The sequence below is a fragment of the Levilactobacillus yonginensis genome (genome assembly GCF_003946265.1).
Lineage (GTDB): Bacteria > Bacillota > Bacilli > Lactobacillales > Lactobacillaceae > Levilactobacillus > Levilactobacillus yonginensis.
Map to the genome: position 1 here is coordinate 31,108 of NZ_RHNO01000007.1, position 16,754 is coordinate 47,861.

The following is a 16,754-nucleotide window of genomic DNA, read 5'->3' on the forward strand; positions in this document are numbered from 1 at the left end:
GTTGCAACCGGTTGTCACAAATTCTACAAAAAAACGACTATCTTTCCGAAAATTAATCGAAAGATAGTCGTTTGTTAAGTTATTTTCTGAAACTAGCCTTTAGCGTTCGCAGCTTGAACTTGATCAAACGTTGGAATCGATGGCATAGCACCTAAACCTTGAACCGTTAATGAACTTGCCCGTTGTGCAAAGACTAAAGCCGTGGCAATGTTGCTCAGGTCTGGCAACAGTTGTGAACTCAATGCACCAATGAATGTGTCACCAGCGGCCGTCGTATCCACTGCCTTGACCTTGAAGGCTGGCACGAACCCATTTTCTTTTTCAGTTGCGTAGTAAGCACCCTTACTCCCAACCGTAATGATCAGGTTTTTGACACCCATTTCACGGAATTTCTTGGCATTGGCATCCATGGACGCAACGTCAGTCACTTCAATCCCAGTTAATTCAGCACTTTCAGTTTCATTAGGCACCACTAAGTCGGTTACCTTTAAGATTTCAGGGTCGATCTTAGCAGCTGGCGCTGGATTCAAAATCGTCGTAACGTCATGTTGCTTAGCTACTTTAAATGCAGCCAACGTGGCCGCCTGTGGCGTTTCAAACTGGGTGATCAGGAAATCTGCCTTGGCGATTTCACTTTCGCGAGCAACCACTTCAGCCGCCTCAATCTGTTGATTGGATCCCCCGTAAACCAAGATACTGTTTTGGCCCGCTTCATCTAACAGAATGAAGGCAGAACCGGTTCCCACCGTCTTGTCCGTGATAACGGCACTGGTGTCAATGTTATCGTTATTCAGAGATTCTACCATGAAACGACCGGCGTCATCATTGCCGACCTTCCCGATAAAGCTAGTCTGTGCACCAGCTCGGGCAGCAGCAACCGCCTGATTGGCCCCCTTCCCACCAGCAGCACTCGTCTTGTTTTCAGTAGACAGCGTCTCTCCTGGTTGGGGCATCCGTGCAACTCGTAGCGTCGTATCAACGTTGAGACTTCCCAGAACCGTAACTTTGTTTGACATAATTAACTTTCACTCCTTAAGCAGAATCGTTTGTAAAACGTTTTACGTATTGCCGACACACTGGGCAACCCGTTTTGAATAACCCTAGCGTATCATGTTTCGAAAAGGCTTACAAGAACTAAATAAAATTTATTTCACCGGCCCCGTGCTTTCACGGTCCCGCAGTTCAACCGGTAAATTGACCAGTTGCTCTGGTTGGCGTTGGTCCTGAATTCGATTGATCAGCAAGGTCGTTGCCTGCTGGCCCATCGTCACAACTGGCTGATGAATCGTACTCAGCTTGGGGACAACGTACTCATCCAAGTCGATGTCATCGTACCCCAATACCGAAATGTCCTCGGGAACCTTGAGGCCCTGTTCATGTAATCCACGAATCAGGCCCAGGGCCGTCTCATCGTTAATGGCAAAGACTGCCGTTGGTTTCTGAGCTAAGACAGCTGAGGTGGCCTGGTAGCCCCCTAATTTCGTCATGGCTGCCGTCACAACTGCCGTAGTGGCCAATTGCACACCCAGCTCAGCCAATTGCTTGCGAAACCCATCCAACCGAATCAGTAAGTTTTGGGTGGGATGCTCGGGCATCACCACGGCAATTCGTTGGTGTCCCAGCGCTACTAAATGCTGTGCAGCCAGCTGTCCTCCCTGTTGATCATTAATTCGGACCCGGTCAACGCTGGGGCCGCCGTTCTGATCGATCAGCAGGTAAGGAATCCCATTTTTCTTTAAGATATTATCAATTGCTTCACCCGTGATGGAGGCACTCGCAATAATCAGGCCATCCACCGCCCGTTTAATCAGTTCTTGGAGGTAATAACTTTCTAATTTTTCGTCATGATTAGCGCCAAAAATCAACGGGATGAAGTGCCGCTCCCGACTGGTCTGCTGAACACCGCGAATGAACATACTGAAGAAAGGGTTCCCCAGGTTTGGCACCAACACACCAATGGTCTGCGCGGACTTCATGATTAAATTACGGGCGTTGAAGTCGGGCACGTAGCCCATCTCTTCTTGTAGTTGATGGACCCGTCGACGCGTATCCAGGCTAAAACGTTCGCCCTTGCCATTCAGAATCTGTGAAACTGTCGTGACCGAGACGCCCGCCGCTTCTGCAAGGTCCCGAATCGTTACTTTACGTGTCATAGCAACCTCCACCATTTCCTTTAAACCTGTACTCATTATACCCCACGCCCGGGTAAATTATGTGACCAATTTTGATTAATCATCTAATGCGTTGGATTCTCCCAAATCCGTCGTCTCCGGCGGTCAAAGCGAGGGCCAGCTGTGGGGATCGGAGAAAGCCAGAGGGCGGTCTTTCTCCTCGACTTGCAGCCTCGGCAAATCACCGAAGCTTCAAGCTCGTCCCACGATATCACTTGGCCAACCCACCAAGTGATATCGTCTGCACAGCTGACCCCCGCTTTGACCGCCTCCGACTTCATTGGTGACTAAAATTTCAACTTTGTGCGACCTAACCTGCATAACAATTAGCAATCAAAATTTACCCTAATAAAATTACTTTAAAACCCTATTAGACACAAAAATGGCCATCAAGTTGCGACAGCCATTTTGAATATTCCAATTAAAATTAAGCTTTTAAAATCTTATCGATAGCAGCTAATTGCTCCGGATCAAATTCTAAGTTCTGGACTGCCTTGATATTTTCCAACAAGTGTTCAGACTTAGATGCCCCAGTAATCACACTGGTAATCACCAGATTGTGCAACAACCAGGCCAGTGCCATGTGTGACAGTTTTTGACCACGACTCTGCGCAATCTGATTCAGACCTAACAGCTTGTGATAAAGCTTGTCACGCCCCTGCTTCAAGATGTATTCACTGGACCAGTGAATATCAACGTCTTCAGGAATCCCATCCAAGTATTTGTCAGTCAATAAGCCCTCACATAAGGGACCGTACGCAATCGCGCCGGCATTATTTTCCCGTAAGCGGTCAAATAACCCGTCGTCGGCAGCAGACTGATTCAGCATATTATAAGAAACTTGGTCGACCACAAATGGTGTATGCAAGTCTTTAAATATTTTGATCATTGCCAGAGCTTGTGGCGCCGTGTAATTAGAAATACCAACGTACAAAGTCTTACCCTGCTTCACCAGATTATCCAAGGCAACCGCCGTTTCCTCTGGGTCCGTTTCTGGGTCAAACCGGTGACTGTAGAAAATGTCGACGTAGTCCAAGCCCATGGCTTGAAGTGACCGATCCAATGAAGCGGTCAATGCTTTACGCGAACTCATTTGTCCGTAAGGCCCAGGCCACATGTGGAAGCCCGCCTTACTACTGATGATCAATTCATCACGGTAGGGCTTCAATTCTCGTTCCAAGACTTGACCAAACAACCGCTCTGCCTCGTAAGAACCAGGACCATAGTTGGCTGCTAAATCAAAGCTAAAAATTCCGGCGTCAAACGCCTTGAGAATGATGTCGCGGGTGTCACCGTAATTCGCGTTCTCCCCAAAACTATGCCACATACCAAAAGAAATAGCTGGTAACTGAAAACCCGTGTTACCAGCCCGCCGAATTGGCATTTTTTCATAACGATGTTCATCTGCAAGATACATTTTGCCACTTTCCTTTCCTCTTATACCTAGTGTAAAGTATAGAGAATTGGTGTGGACCAGTCAAGCCATGGTGTTACTGTTGATCATCATTTAACTTGACGGCTTGTGACACGTGACCACCGGTAGCCGCCAACAAACTCTTGGCCTCAGCGATGGTTCCCTTCGTTTCAATCAGCACAATGGCCAAAGGAACGTTGTTGCCCGCTCGATCTAGAGCCCGCTCTGCAGCAATCATAGATGTCTGAGTGGCTTCAGCAATAATTTTTTTGGCCCGTTCAAACGTCTTGCCATTGGTTGGCACCACGTTGATCATCAGGTTTTGATAGACCTTGCCGGACTTAACCATAATTCCCGTGGACAACATGTTCAGTACCATTTTTTCCGCAGTCCCCGCCTTTAAAAGCGTGGCCCCCGTGATGATTTCAGGACCAACGACTGGTGTAATTGGGTAATCCGCCAGTTCAGCCAAAGGACTGCCCTCAATACAAGAAAAACCAATACCCAGGGCCCCCTGTTTCTGTGCAAAGTCCAGGGCAGCTAGTGTGTATGGCGTTTGGCCGGAAGCAGCGCTCGCCACCACCACGTCCTGCGCCGTTAAATTGACTGCTGCTAAATCGTCGTGGGCTAGTTCCGGCGAATCTTCAGCCGATTGCACCGTGTGCGTCAGTGCATCAGCTCCACCGGCAATCAGGCCAAAAGTCTGTTCAGCCGTCAACCCATAAGTTGGTTGTAGTTCAGTGGCATCGATCACACCTAACCGACCCGAAGTCCCAGCGCCAATATAAATCAACCGGCCACCCTGATCAAACTTGGGATAGGCAGCGTCAATCGCCGCCGCAATTTGAGGCAATTCCTTCTGTACCGCCCTTGCTACCCGGTGGTCCTCCCGGTTAATCGTTGCTACCATTTCTAACGTGGATTCCCGATCGATGTGCGTCGACCGGTGATTACGTTGCTCTGTTAGTAAGTCGTCAAATTGCATAGTGTTCTGCCTCCAGCTCCGTGAATTGTTTATGTATTCGCTTTCATAAATCTTACTCTAGGTATAACATGTTTCATACGCAATTTCAATTCTCAATTAAAATCAGCCGAGAGTTTCGCCGGTCACCAGTCAAAATCCGACCACCTCTCGCCCACTGCAAAAATTTTCTGAAACGATGTGAACACCTTGACTCATCCACCTTTTAAGCACCTTGCTTTTCAAATTGAAGCCGCGGATTTAATCCCTAAATAAAAAAAACGTACAGAATTTTCATTCTGTACGCCCACTGATCTAACTATTTTTTCAATTCCATCCATTGGTACCCGCGACTCATCCCCGCTGGATTCCAAACGTAACCAGCGACCTTTGAATTCCACATCTCAACCGTAGCTGGTTGATACAGTGGTACCAGGCCTTGCTGCGTCATCAGCCGCTTTTCAGCGCTGACTAAGTCTTGGTAACGAGCGGTTGGGTTGTTGGCATCCTGATTCTCGGACTTCTTAACATCGCTATCGTACTGGGCATCGGAGAAACCACCATTATTATTGGTGTTACCAGTACTCATCAACGACAAGAAGTTAATTGGATCAGCAAAGTCGGCACCCCAACTGGAGATAACCAAATCAAAGTTACCGGCATTCGACCGACTTAACCGAGTCTTGTACGGTAAGGTATTGATAGAAACCTTTACGTTCGGCAACTTCTGCAGCTCTGCTTGAACGTACTGAGCAACCGTCTTCGTAACACTGGTGTCATCAGCCATCAGCGTTAAGTCCAATTGCTTCGTACCAGACGCTTTCAACCCGGCCTTCATCAATTTCTTGGCTGCGGTCAAATTGTAGGCAACCCCATCCTTGACGTAAGCGTCCTTAGCAAAGTCTGCCTTGGTCTTGGGGTTCTGCGTCAAATTCTCAGACACGAAGCCCAGTGGTGCCTTGGACCCATCCCGTAACACACTCTTAGCCAGTTGCTTTTTATCAATTGCCAATGACAGAGCTTGACGAACCTTCAAGTTCTTCAGTGCCTTGACCCGCTTTTGATTCATCTGCATGTAATAGGTCGTGCCACCGACAAAGGTTTTCATGTCACTGTTGTTCTTCAGGTTCGCAACCTGTGTCCCATCTAAAGTCGTGGCATCAAGTTCCTTCTTTTGATACAAGTTCAGACCCGTTGATGGATCAGCCACGACCTGGAAGTTTAACTTCTTTAAAGTGATGGTCTTTTTATCCCAAAATTGTGGGTTCTTTGCCAACGTCCAGCTTTGATCAGTCCCCTGCCACTTGGTCATGACAAATGGCCCATCGTAGGCCGTCTTACCACTGGAATGACCGTAGTCGCTACCATACTTCTCCACGACACTCTGTTCCTGTGGGAAGAAGGTTGGAAAGGCCAACAACAATTTAAAGTAAGCCACTGGTTTGCTCAACGTTACCTGTAGTGTCGACTTGTTCAGTGCCTTCACACCCAGCTGACTAGGCGCCACTTTGCCACTCTGAACGGCACTATAATTTTTAAGGCCTGCCATCAAATAGGCGTATTCAGCCGCCGTCTTAGGTGCGACCGTCCGCCGCCAAGAATAAACGAAATCCTGGGCAGTGACCGTCTTACCGTCGTTCCAATGGTTATTCTTCCGGAGGTTAAAGACGTAGGTCTTCCCACCGTTTGAAACCGTGGTCTTCGTAGCCAATGCGTTAATTAATTTTTCCTTTTTACCTAACCGATACAATCCCTCTTGGGTGTGGTATAGCTGGGTCAAACTGGTCGAGTCCGCCGCTTTAGATACATCCAGCGTGGTTACCTCGGATTTAGTCGAGAGCTTGACGTCTTGCTTAGCCGCCAACTGTCCCGAATTGTTCGAAGACGTTGACTTACCACAGGCAGCCAATCCCCCGGCTACCAATAGTGTCGCTCCGATTAAAAGTCTTAACTGTTTTCCCTTCAAAACGTTCGCTCCTCAATCTAATTTAGTTGCATGTAACCATTTTAACCGTCCTGCCCGTTCAAATAAAGCGCCAAGACTCAAAAGCCGTAATTCTTCTCCCTTGGCAGCGTTGAATTGAATGCCCAGTGGCAATCCGTCGGCCGTAATCGCAGTTGGCAGGCTAATGGCCGGTTCACCGGTAAGATTGGCCTGTTGCGTGAATGGTGAGCGGGTCAGTGCGGGTAACCATTGGTCATAGATCAACTGTTTCTGTGCAGCCGCAGACAATCCCGCAATATCGGCCATTTTTGCTGCATTTTCAGGTGAGACTAGTGAATCTCCCACCTTAGGCGCTGGCCAAGCAGTCGTTGGTGTCAGCACCACCGGATACTTCGCGTGTAATTGTGCCATCTGCCAGGCAGCCTGATCCCATTTACCCAGTGCCAGGCTGTAATCAGCGGCGGTCGTCTTCAGCCCAGTCTGATAAAGAGCCCAGGTCAGCAGTTCCATGTCGTCCGCTTGCAAAGGCCGTCCAATTTGTGCGGCCAATTCACTCATAAAGGCCGCGGTCTCACCAGCATTCATGGTGTAGTAACTTTCCATGAGCGCAACGCCATCGATTGGGTTATGCACCTCTTCCACGTCGAATCCTTGCTCCGTCAGAAAACTAACGGCCGCCATTACCGCCTGAACGGCATCGGGACTAACTGGCGTCCCCACCGGTGACTCAGTAGTATAACCAATCACGCCAGGTTGAACCGGTTGTTCTAACTGGGCAAAAAATCCTGGACGAACTAAAGGTGTTTGAAAGACCGCGGCGGGCTGTAAGACCTGCAAGCTGTCCAGTAAAGCGGCCGTATCTTTAATGGAGCGGGTCAGTCCAAAATCAATCGCTGCCCCCTGCCAGGACCGCCAGTCGCCCGGCCCCACGGGGACCCGACCGCGCGTTGGCTTTAACCCAATCGTGCCGGACCAGGATGATGGGATTCGGATCGAACCGCCCCCGTCACTCCCGGCTGCGATGGGGACCAAGCCAGCCGCAACCGCAGCACCAGCCCCGCCGGAGGAACCACCGGGTTGATAGTCTAGATTCCAGGGATTATGCGCGTCCCCGTATAACTGCGAATCCGTAATATTTTTAAACCCAAATTCAGGATAATTGGTCTGACCAATCACAATGAACCCGGCCCGTTGTAAAGCTTCGACAAAAAAACTAGTCTGTGATGCCACGTTAGCTTTCAATAATCGAGAGCCACTGGTACTTGGCAAGCCCTGCAACTGTTGACCTAATCCCTTCAATAGTAAAGGAACTCCCAAAAAGGGCTGACCCGTATCAACTTGTTCAGCAGCTTCCTGTAACGCCTGGGCCTTGCGCGTAGAAATTACCGCGTTCAACTGTGGGTTCTGCCGGTCGATTTCCGCAAACGCCGCTTCAACTAACTCTTGACTAGTGACTTCACCGCCACGCACCCGTTGCGCCCACGTTAATGCGGGCGTACCAATCCAATCGTTCAGTTCCAAACGGACCGCCTCCTCGGTTTCAATGTAAAATAAAATTGTGCAACTTGTGCGCTCTGGAAACCAAAGATATGACCTGTCCCCAAACCAGGTCAGTCCAACTCCTTGGTGCGACGCAGCTTAACGTTTATCCTATGGCTTAACCTAGCGTCAATTGCCCCTGAAAGAATTCAGAGGTTTGTCGCTCACGTGTCTTGCAACACAGTAGTCCAACATGCCCGTTAGGCACTCCTACTCGTAGTGGCAACATCATCGGGTAATTGACGGCTACCCGTTTAACTATCAGGATCTACCCAATAGCTGTTAGCTTCTTAATCTTTGGTCGTTTGATACCGTTCAACCAGTCTTGGCCGAGCATCGCAATATTCATGGCTCCTAATCGGTCATCGTTACAACGATACTGGCATTGTTTACACCAATACTCGTGAGTATCGTGATGCCGGTTGGCCTTCTCAACCAATCCACACTTGGGACAGCGCTGTGAAGTAAAGGCCGGATTGACTTTCACAACAGTACTTTGAATAGCCTGAGCCTTGTATGTTAAGAACAGTTCTAGCTGGAAAAATGACCAGGAACGATGACTATTACGCAACGACTTAGGCAGGTCATCAGTGTTAAACGTCACGTTAGTTAAATCTTCCAAAGCAAAAAGTGTATGTGAACCATATGCCGCAACGAGTGTCTTAGCTAGCCGATGATTCACATCAGTCATCCAGCGGTTCTCTCGTTGAGCTAGTTTCTTCAATTTTTTCTTGGCAGATTTAGTACATTTACTTTGTAGTTGTCGACGGGTCTCAAGCAACTTCTTCCGCTTGCGTAAGATTTTTTGACCATCAAAGAATAGTGTCTTTCCTTCACTATCAAAAGCGGTTGCCAAGAACCGTAAACCGCGGTCAACACCCACAATTTTGGGATTGTTCCTGTTATCAAAATCACCAGTCTCTTTCGTGATTCCAATATGCAAAAACCACTTACCCCGATTGTGGACCAACTTAGCAGTTCCAAGCTTCCAGTCCTCAGTAAAGTATTTTTCAAATCCCTTGTCGGTGAATCTTAACTTAGTTCGTTTACTTAGAGTGCTTATTGAGATTTGTTGCATCTTATCTACAAAAGAGTAATTACTTTGACGAACTAAATCTGCCTGTGGTCGCCGAAAATGGATAGGTTTCACCAGCCAAGTCAAATCCTTTGGAATCTGAATCCACTTATTCTCTTCGTTCTTGAAACGGTAAGGATGTTGTTTCATTTGTTCCTTAACTGTCTTATAGCGGGCCACAACCGTTCGAAAGACCGATTGGACCATCTGACTATTGAGCGGTGACTCTTGTCTGAATCGTTTGTACAGCTGGTGGTTGATTTTTAACCAACTCAACTGAAACTCGTGGTCAAAGATCCATTGACTAACAATATTAGCTAATCGTTGATATTCCTGACTCATTACTAGAAATTCATCTGCTTGTTCAGTGTCTGGATAGAGTCTCAGTTTGATTGTTCGCCCTAACTTAACCAATAGCTACCTCCCCTGTAGATTGGATCAAGTATACCATGGTTAGCTTTCCAGGGGAACATACGTTTCAAAAAATAACATTAAATTCTGGCATTCATCCCGCAATTAAAATCGCAGATTTTCTGCTTGGTTTTTAATAAAACGTGAGTCAACGCCATATTTACGACTGATCTGACTGCTAACTTCAATGAACGTCAAGGGAATCATGAATCATACTTGTCAGCACGACCGTAAATTCATGATTGCCGTACAAAATAAGTAACTGCTGTATGACAGAAGGTAGTTAGCTAGTGAGCATCAGCTTCGTGCGTTGAAAAATCCTGACTATGCGTTATTTTCACAGCAAAGCTTACCTGCCTTCTGACGCATATTTCAGCAAAGTAGGCTGAGCGCTAAAAAAAGAGTGAGACTTTTGCCTCACTCCCCTTAACTCATACTTTAATTCTATTGTTTCTGTCGCTTAACCACCGGGTGGAACAATGAATCGACTGGTTCTTCATGGTAGATCAAGTCGATAGCCTTCCCGAACAACTCACCCACGGACATCACAACAAACTTGTCGATCTGCTTTGCCTCTGGTAGTTGAATGGAGTCGGTAATGACGACCTTCTTCAACACGGACTTTTCAATCCGCTCCGGTGCATCGCCAGACAGTACGGCGTGGGTCGCACAGGCGTAAACATCGTCCGCACCAGCAGCCTTCAGAGCATCCGCAGAGACCGTGATTCGAATAGCCGTGTCAATAATATCATCAACCAGGATACAGTGCTTACCGCGTACGTCCCCAATCACCGCTTCCGGATGAGCCACACTTTCTGTGTCCGTCCGGTTATCAATGATGGCAATTGGTGCGCCAAGAATTTCAGCTAACCGACGAGCCCGACTCACACCAGCATGATCCGGTGCTACGACAACGATATCCTCATCAGCTAAACTCGTGCTGTCTTCAAACCAACTCGTTAACAGTTGGTCGCTTTGTAAGTGATCGACTGGAATGTCAAAGAAACCTTGTAACTGTGCCGCATGGAGGTCCAAGGCAATCACCCGGTTGACCCCATCCATCTGCATCAGTGACGCAATTAATTTAGCCGTAATTGGTTCCCGTGAACGAGCTTTACGGTCGGCCCGTGAATACCCGTAGTACGGAATAACCACGTTGATCTTGGCAGCACTTGCCCGCCGAGCGGCATCTACCATGATCAAGAGTTCCATCAAATTGGTGTTAACGGGATCGGATACGGATTGAATCAAGAAGAGCTCATCGCCCCGAATACTTTCATCGATACTGATCTGAATTTCGCCATCACTAAAGTGCTTAATTGTTGCTTTACCTAATTCAACGCCTGCCGCCTTTGCAATCTTTTCAGCAAGCGGCCGATTAGAATTTAACGCAAAGACTTTCATTCTGCCAGCTTCGACGTGTTCTGCCATAACAGCCTCCCAGTGGGTTCACCACAATCTTAGTTTTTACTGTCTACATTATCGCAATCTTTTTTCAGAAACGCAACGCTTGTGTCATCGAATTTAAGTCGATGGCATAAATTGTTGCGGTGTAACGCCTTGCATACCAATCATCGGGTCCACCTTACCTGCCAGAATCAGCTCGGAAGTCAACCGATAATCCGGTGGCGTGGTAGGCGTCGCCGGTTCAGATGCAGCCGGTGTCCCTTCCTCAGATTCACTCTCACCAGTATCAGTTGCTTCTGGTTGGGTCGGAGTCGTTTCCGCTTGTTTCGCCGGTTGTGCTTCATCAGGCGCCAATACCGACTGAATCCGAGTCGTCAGAGTGGTATTTCGATTGACCGACAGATTCGTGACACAAGCTTCGAAGGCCCGTGGCTCCCCTAATAAAATAAGCATATCGGCTGCCCGCGTCACCGCCGTGTACAACAGGTTTCGCTGAAGCATCCGGTTATACTGACTGACCATCGGGAGAATCACCAATTTAAATTCTGACCCCTGTGCCTTATGAATCGACATGCAGTAAGCCAACGTCAGCCGAATCCAATCGTTTCGAGCGTAGGTGACTTCAGTCTGTTCAAAGGCAATGGTCAACTGGTCACTCTTAACCTTGCTATTCTTATCACTGGCCAGGTCGATTCCCGTAATCGTGCCAATGTCACCGTTAAACACGTTGTTCTCAGGACTATTAACGAGGTGTAACACCTTGTCACCAATCCGAAAATGCTGATTGCGGAACTCAACTTCCTTGGTTCGTTCACTCTTCTTGGGGTTTAAAATCTCTTGAAGAATCACGTTCAATTGGTCAATGCCGGCGGCCCCACGGTACATGGGTGCCAGTACCTGAATATCACTCGCCGAGAAACCCTTGGCGTGCGCCTTAGCCACAATTTGATCAATGACAGCGCCCACCTGGTTTGCTCGACACGGGATGAACGAGCGGTCTGGCTGATTCTTAGTGAAATCAGCCGGAAGGGTTCCCTGCTTAATGGCGTGGGCCAAGGGAATGATCGACGACCCGTCCCCTTGACGATAAATGGTATCCAGCTGAATCTTGGCCAGTTGCTCACTGGCCAATAGGTCGTGAAAGACTTGACCAGGTCCGACTGAAGGGAGTTGGTCTTTATCACCCACTAAAATCACCTGCATCCCCTCGGGAACTGCCCGGAGCAACGTCTTCATCAGGTAGACATCCACCATGGAGACCTCGTCGATAATCAACAGACCACCCTCTAAGTCCTTGGTGGCCGCCTCATCGGGATTCGCTTCCCGCCCAGTCAACCCAAGTAGGCGGTGAATCGTACTAGCCGGTAAACCAGTTGACTCACTCATCCGCTTAGCTGCTCGTCCAGTCGGTGCCGCTAACAGGATGGGAAACGGCTTATCCTTATATTCATTGATGTCTAAAGAAACATCATGCAGCCGGGCGTAGAGGTTGACCAGGCCCCGAATGATTGTCGTTTTCCCGGTTCCGGGACCCCCAGTCAGCAACATGATTTTGGCCCGTACAGCCGCAGATAACGCCGCAGTTTGTGAATCATCATAAACGATGTCGCCCTGTTTCTCAACGATCCGAATCTGTTTACGAATGGCCTCGTCATTGAACTTATCACCGACACCATCAGCGTTGAGTAACCGCTGCAAGTGCTCAGCAATCTGCCATTCGGCATCGTACAGGCCCTTGAGATAGATCCGTTGGTCGTCACCCACAACTTTTTGTTGTTTGGCCAACTCTAATAGTTGATCCGCCAATTTTTGCGGGTCCAATCGAACGTTACGCGAATTCTCCAAGAGTCGCAATGAATTACCGAGGAGCGGTTTAGCCGTGGTAAACGTGTCACCGTTAGACACTGACAGATCGGCTAACGTTTGTAACAGACCAGCCTGCAATCGTTCCGGACGGTCAGCCTCGTAGCCCAGCTGCGTCGCAATCTGGTCAGCCCGTTTGAAACTGACCCCCTGAATATCTTCCGCCAACTGGTAAGGATTTTCGTGAATAACATCCAACGTTTTCTCCTGATACCGGTTATAAATTGCAGCCGCCAGTGAGCTCCCAAAACCATAGCCGTTCAAGCCAATGATGATTTGTTCCATCCCATTGTTGGTCTGTAACTGGCTAACCAAAGTCGCCACAATTTTAGGAGATAGATGGAGCGGCGTGAGGATCGAACTGTCATTGAGAATCGCCTCGATGGCGTTGGTCCCCAGGGCATCCACAATCTTCTCGGCTGTCTTTTTCCCGAGTCCAGGAAAGTCGTCGCCACTTAAATAAGCGACCACCCCGGCCCGAGAGGTTGGCGTTTCATTTTGATAATTGTCCGCTTGAAACTGGACACCGTACTTCGGGTGCTCGACCCGTTTCCCCGTAAACCGGTAGGTAACGTCATCCTTGATGTCCGCAAAGTTCCCGGTCACCACGATTTCATCCTCATGCCAGTCCAGACTAGTCTCTGATACCTTGACCAGCATGACCTTATAGAAGCTGTCCTGACTCGCGAAGAAGACCGCACTGACGGTACCGACCACGTAATCGGCTTTCGTCGTGCTCTCGCCTGCAAATAAATCTAGTGATTCGGTTGCCATCCGTTCGTCTCCTCCTTACTTTGTGTCGTGACCGCCCTGAGTTTGAATGAATTTTTCAATATCAGCAAGGCGCTTCTGGCCCTGTTGAAAGTACTGTGGATCTAATTGTTCTGCTCGCTTAAAGTAGTCGGCATAGGGCGTCCCCTGAACCATGGCCACCAAACCGCGATCAAATGCGGCTCGGCCGTTCTGATCATCCAGCGTTAACACCTGATCATAGTACGTGGCTGCTTGGGCAAAGTTGCCCACTGCCAGCAGGTTTTCTGCCACGACCTGCAGTGTTGCCACATCTTGTGGTTGGCTCGTCAATGCCGTCAACGCAAAGGCTAACGCCCGTTTGTGGTCGCCATTAGCCATGTAGCTTTGCGCCAACATTAAGTAACCGGCGCCCTTCCATTTCGGCCCTAATTGGTCAAATTGTTGAATTGCCTTGGGATAGTCTTGAGCGGCATAGTAAACGTTGCCGAGCCCATAGTGCAGTTTCTCCACCGTTTCTGGTTGGGCACCAAACAGGCCAAGCGATTTCATCAATAGCTCCTCAGCTTGGGCAAATGAATTCAAATCGACCAGTGCGGTCGCCAATTCATAGTACGCATCGGCATCCCCTGGATTAAGGTCTATTTGTTGAACCAATTTGTGAACCAATTGTTCTGAACGTTGTTTGCTAGCTGCTCTATCAGTTGTTTGTTTTTCAGTCATTTTTTACCTCTAAATCGTATCGGTCGGCTTAGCAGTTGCTGTTAAAAAGCTGGTGTTGTTCCAGTCGATCAACTCGAAATTCTGGCCATCACTAGTCTCAAGTACCGTCACACTGGTATTCCGTAAACCGCCACGCTTCCGCAGGTCAGCTAGTGGCGTGCCTAACAATGCATTGATCTCAGCATTCAGGGCAGCACCATGGCTGAATACCAGAACGTTGTCACTGGGGTTAGGATTGGCTGCCACGATAGCCTGAATCCCCGGTGTCATGCGGTCAATGACCTCAGTAAAGGTCTCCCCGCCAACTCGACTGGTGTCGTACTGATCGGGATGATTCCGAAAGCCATCCAGCTCAGCGGGATATTCGGTCTTCACGTCATCAAAGGCCATTCCCTCTAGCTTGCCCAAATGAAACTCTTCTAGTCGACTCATCAGTGTCAGTGGGACGTGTTGATGCAGTTCCCTAACCACGTGTTGCGCCGTGATCCGTGCCCGTTTGATGGGACTTGAATACGCATGTTGAAAGGGAATTCCCTTCAAATACCGGCCGACTTGGACCATTTGCTGGTAGCTTTCAGTTAACAGCGGCGAGTCCCCACCAGCCCCCTGAAACCGCCCTTCCAAATTCCACTGCGTTTTACCATGGCGAATAAAGTATAATTTCACTGATTATTGCCGTCCTTTCCGTTTAGTCACATAACCTATATTATGCCAGTTTTTCACAAGTTTTCAAAGAAACTCCTTCAGAAAAGCCAGAATAATTCCTGCGAACTGCCGTCTAACCCCATTATACCGAAAAAGTCCCACCAAACCGGTCAAACCAGCTCGGTGGGACTTGTTAATATTTTGATTATGGTTGTTGGCTGAAAATCTATTGGCCAACCACACACCCATCAGTGTCACCTTTTTTCAACAAATACTTCACTTACACATAAGCCAGATTGACTTATCATGCAACTTCAGTACAGCTGGAGGTTGGCAGAGATGGTATCGGTTGTGTCGATGGCGTTAGCTTGGGCGAATTATCCCAAGCCTAGGCCATGGGACGAGTTGGAAGACTCAGTGAACTTCTGAGACTCCCAGTCGAGGAGCAAGACCGCACTATGGCTTGCTCCGGTCCCCACAACAGACGCCATCTTTGCCAACCGGAAGCGACAATTGCGACCAAACTAGATTAGCTGTAACTCACGATCTTTGTTGTAGGCAGCGTCGATAATGGCACTTCCTAAACACTCGTCGCCATTGTAGAAGACAACGGCCTGTCCTGGCGTAATTGCCCGGGCTGGATCGTCAAATTCAACGGTGACCTGCTGACCATCCTCACTCAAGTGAACGGTCACACCGGTATCCTTTTGACGGTACCGGAACTTGGCCGTGCAGTGGAACTCTGAGCCGCGGTCAATCGTGTTGACCCAGTGAATGTCAGAAGCTGACAAGTGCGTTGCGTACAAGTGAGGATTGTGGTAACCCTTACCCACATACAAAATGTTCTTCGTCAGGTCCTTCCCGATAACGAACCAAGGCTCGTTGTCTTCACCGTCGCCACCGATGCCTAAACCGCGACGCTGACCGATCGTGTAGTACATCAAACCGGCGTGGTCACCCTTGACCTCACCGTCGACCGTCATCATTTTACCAGCCTTGGCAGGCAAGTAAGTGTTCAAGAAATCCTTGAAGTGGCCCTTTTCACCGATAAAGCAGATTCCCATCGAATCCTTCTTATCAGCAGTTGCCAATCCAGCTTCCTTCGCAATCTCACGTACCTGAGGCTTAACCAAATCACCAATTGGGAACATGACCCGGTCGAGCTGCTCAGTGGAGAGCTGACTCAAGAAGTAGGTCTGGTCCTTATTCTGGTCAACGGCCCGCATCAAATGTGCGTCACCGTTTTCGTCACGCGTCAACTGCGCGTAGTGACCAGTGGCAATGTAATCTGCCCCTAATTCCAAAGCGTAATCCAAGAAGGCCTTGAACTTGATCTCCTTGTTGCAGATCACGTCAGGGTTAGGCGTCCGCCCCTTCTTGTACTCGTCCAAGAAGTACGTGAACACACGGTCCCAGTACTCCTTTTCAAAGTTGACGGAGTAGTAAGGAATGCCGATTTCTGAGGCAACCTTGGCTACGTCCTTGTAGTCTTCAGTGGCGGTACAAACACCGTTCTCGTCTGTATCGTCCCAATTCTTCATGAAGACGCCGATTACATCGTATCCCTGCTGCTTTAACCGCAAAGCTACGACGGAAGAATCGACCCCGCCACTCATACCAACGACAACGCGTGTGTGACTGTTGTCTTGCATGGTATCACCATCATTTCTATCAGATTCTGGAGAATCTACGATTTGAAGGTCGCATAAATCCAGTATGACCTAGTTTACCCATTCTCAAGCCGTTTTGCAAGCCTGGCGTATCCTTTCACCGTTTTGCTCACTATGAAAACAACTGAGTGGGTAATCTGCCCACTGATGGTCTAAAAAACGCAGCCACTTTCGACTACG

General features: G+C 48.7%; 12 protein-coding genes. All 12 read right to left on the reverse strand.

Annotated elements, in window-relative coordinates; all coding sequences use genetic code 11:
• Positions 1–92: 92 nt before the first annotated feature.
• The 12 genes from rbsK to mnmA all read right to left on the reverse strand — a co-directional run bounded on the left by rbsK (position 93) and on the right by mnmA (position 16,556).
• Complete coding sequence (rbsK, locus tag EKM87_RS05250) at positions 93–1,016, reverse strand: ribokinase (RefSeq protein WP_125682591.1); 924 nt, start codon at positions 1,014–1,016, stop codon at positions 93–95.
• Between the two features lie 129 nt (positions 1,017–1,145).
• Complete coding sequence (rbsR, locus tag EKM87_RS05255) at positions 1,146–2,153, reverse strand: ribose utilization transcriptional repressor RbsR (protein WP_125682593.1); 1,008 nt, start codon at positions 2,151–2,153, stop codon at positions 1,146–1,148.
• A 445-nt stretch (positions 2,154–2,598) separates the two neighbouring features.
• Positions 2,599–3,588, reverse strand: a complete 990-nt coding sequence (locus tag EKM87_RS05260; RefSeq protein ID WP_125682595.1) for an aldo/keto reductase — start codon at positions 3,586–3,588, stop codon at positions 2,599–2,601.
• Between the two features lie 73 nt (positions 3,589–3,661).
• Positions 3,662–4,570: an N-acetylmuramic acid 6-phosphate etherase gene (gene murQ / locus EKM87_RS05265; RefSeq protein ID WP_125682598.1), complete on the reverse strand. Its 909-nt coding sequence runs from the start codon at positions 4,568–4,570 to the stop codon at positions 3,662–3,664.
• 295 nt (positions 4,571–4,865) lie between these two features.
• Complete coding sequence (locus EKM87_RS05270; RefSeq protein WP_125682600.1) at positions 4,866–6,512, reverse strand: peptide ABC transporter substrate-binding protein; 1,647 nt, start codon at positions 6,510–6,512, stop codon at positions 4,866–4,868.
• Positions 6,513–6,524: 12 nt separating this feature from the next.
• Entirely contained in the window at positions 6,525–8,012 is a 1,488-nt protein-coding gene (locus tag EKM87_RS05275) for an amidase (RefSeq protein ID WP_125682601.1), read from the reverse strand.
• 286 nt (positions 8,013–8,298) lie between these two features.
• The gene (locus EKM87_RS05280; protein WP_125682603.1) at positions 8,299–9,519 is read right to left on the reverse strand and encodes an RNA-guided endonuclease InsQ/TnpB family protein; all 1,221 of its coding nucleotides are present in this window, start codon (positions 9,517–9,519) and stop codon (positions 8,299–8,301) included.
• 441 nt (positions 9,520–9,960) lie between these two features.
• A complete protein-coding gene (locus EKM87_RS05285) occupies positions 9,961–10,947 on the reverse strand; it encodes a ribose-phosphate diphosphokinase (protein ID WP_125682605.1) in 987 nt (328 codons plus the stop codon).
• A 93-nt stretch (positions 10,948–11,040) separates the two neighbouring features.
• Entirely contained in the window at positions 11,041–13,560 is a 2,520-nt protein-coding gene (gene recD2, locus EKM87_RS05290) for an SF1B family DNA helicase RecD2 (protein ID WP_125682607.1), read from the reverse strand.
• A gap of 15 nt (positions 13,561–13,575) precedes the next feature.
• The gene (locus EKM87_RS05295) at positions 13,576–14,259 is read right to left on the reverse strand and encodes a tetratricopeptide repeat protein (RefSeq protein ID WP_125682609.1); all 684 of its coding nucleotides are present in this window, start codon (positions 14,257–14,259) and stop codon (positions 13,576–13,578) included.
• 9 nt (positions 14,260–14,268) lie between these two features.
• Complete coding sequence (locus tag EKM87_RS05300; RefSeq protein WP_125682611.1) at positions 14,269–14,925, reverse strand: histidine phosphatase family protein; 657 nt, start codon at positions 14,923–14,925, stop codon at positions 14,269–14,271.
• 503 nt (positions 14,926–15,428) lie between these two features.
• Positions 15,429–16,556 carry a tRNA 2-thiouridine(34) synthase MnmA gene (gene mnmA / locus EKM87_RS05305; RefSeq protein WP_125682613.1) on the reverse strand — a complete coding sequence of 376 codons (1,128 nt, stop codon included), beginning with the start codon at positions 16,554–16,556 and terminating at the stop codon, positions 15,429–15,431.
• Positions 16,557–16,754 lie beyond the last annotated feature (198 nt).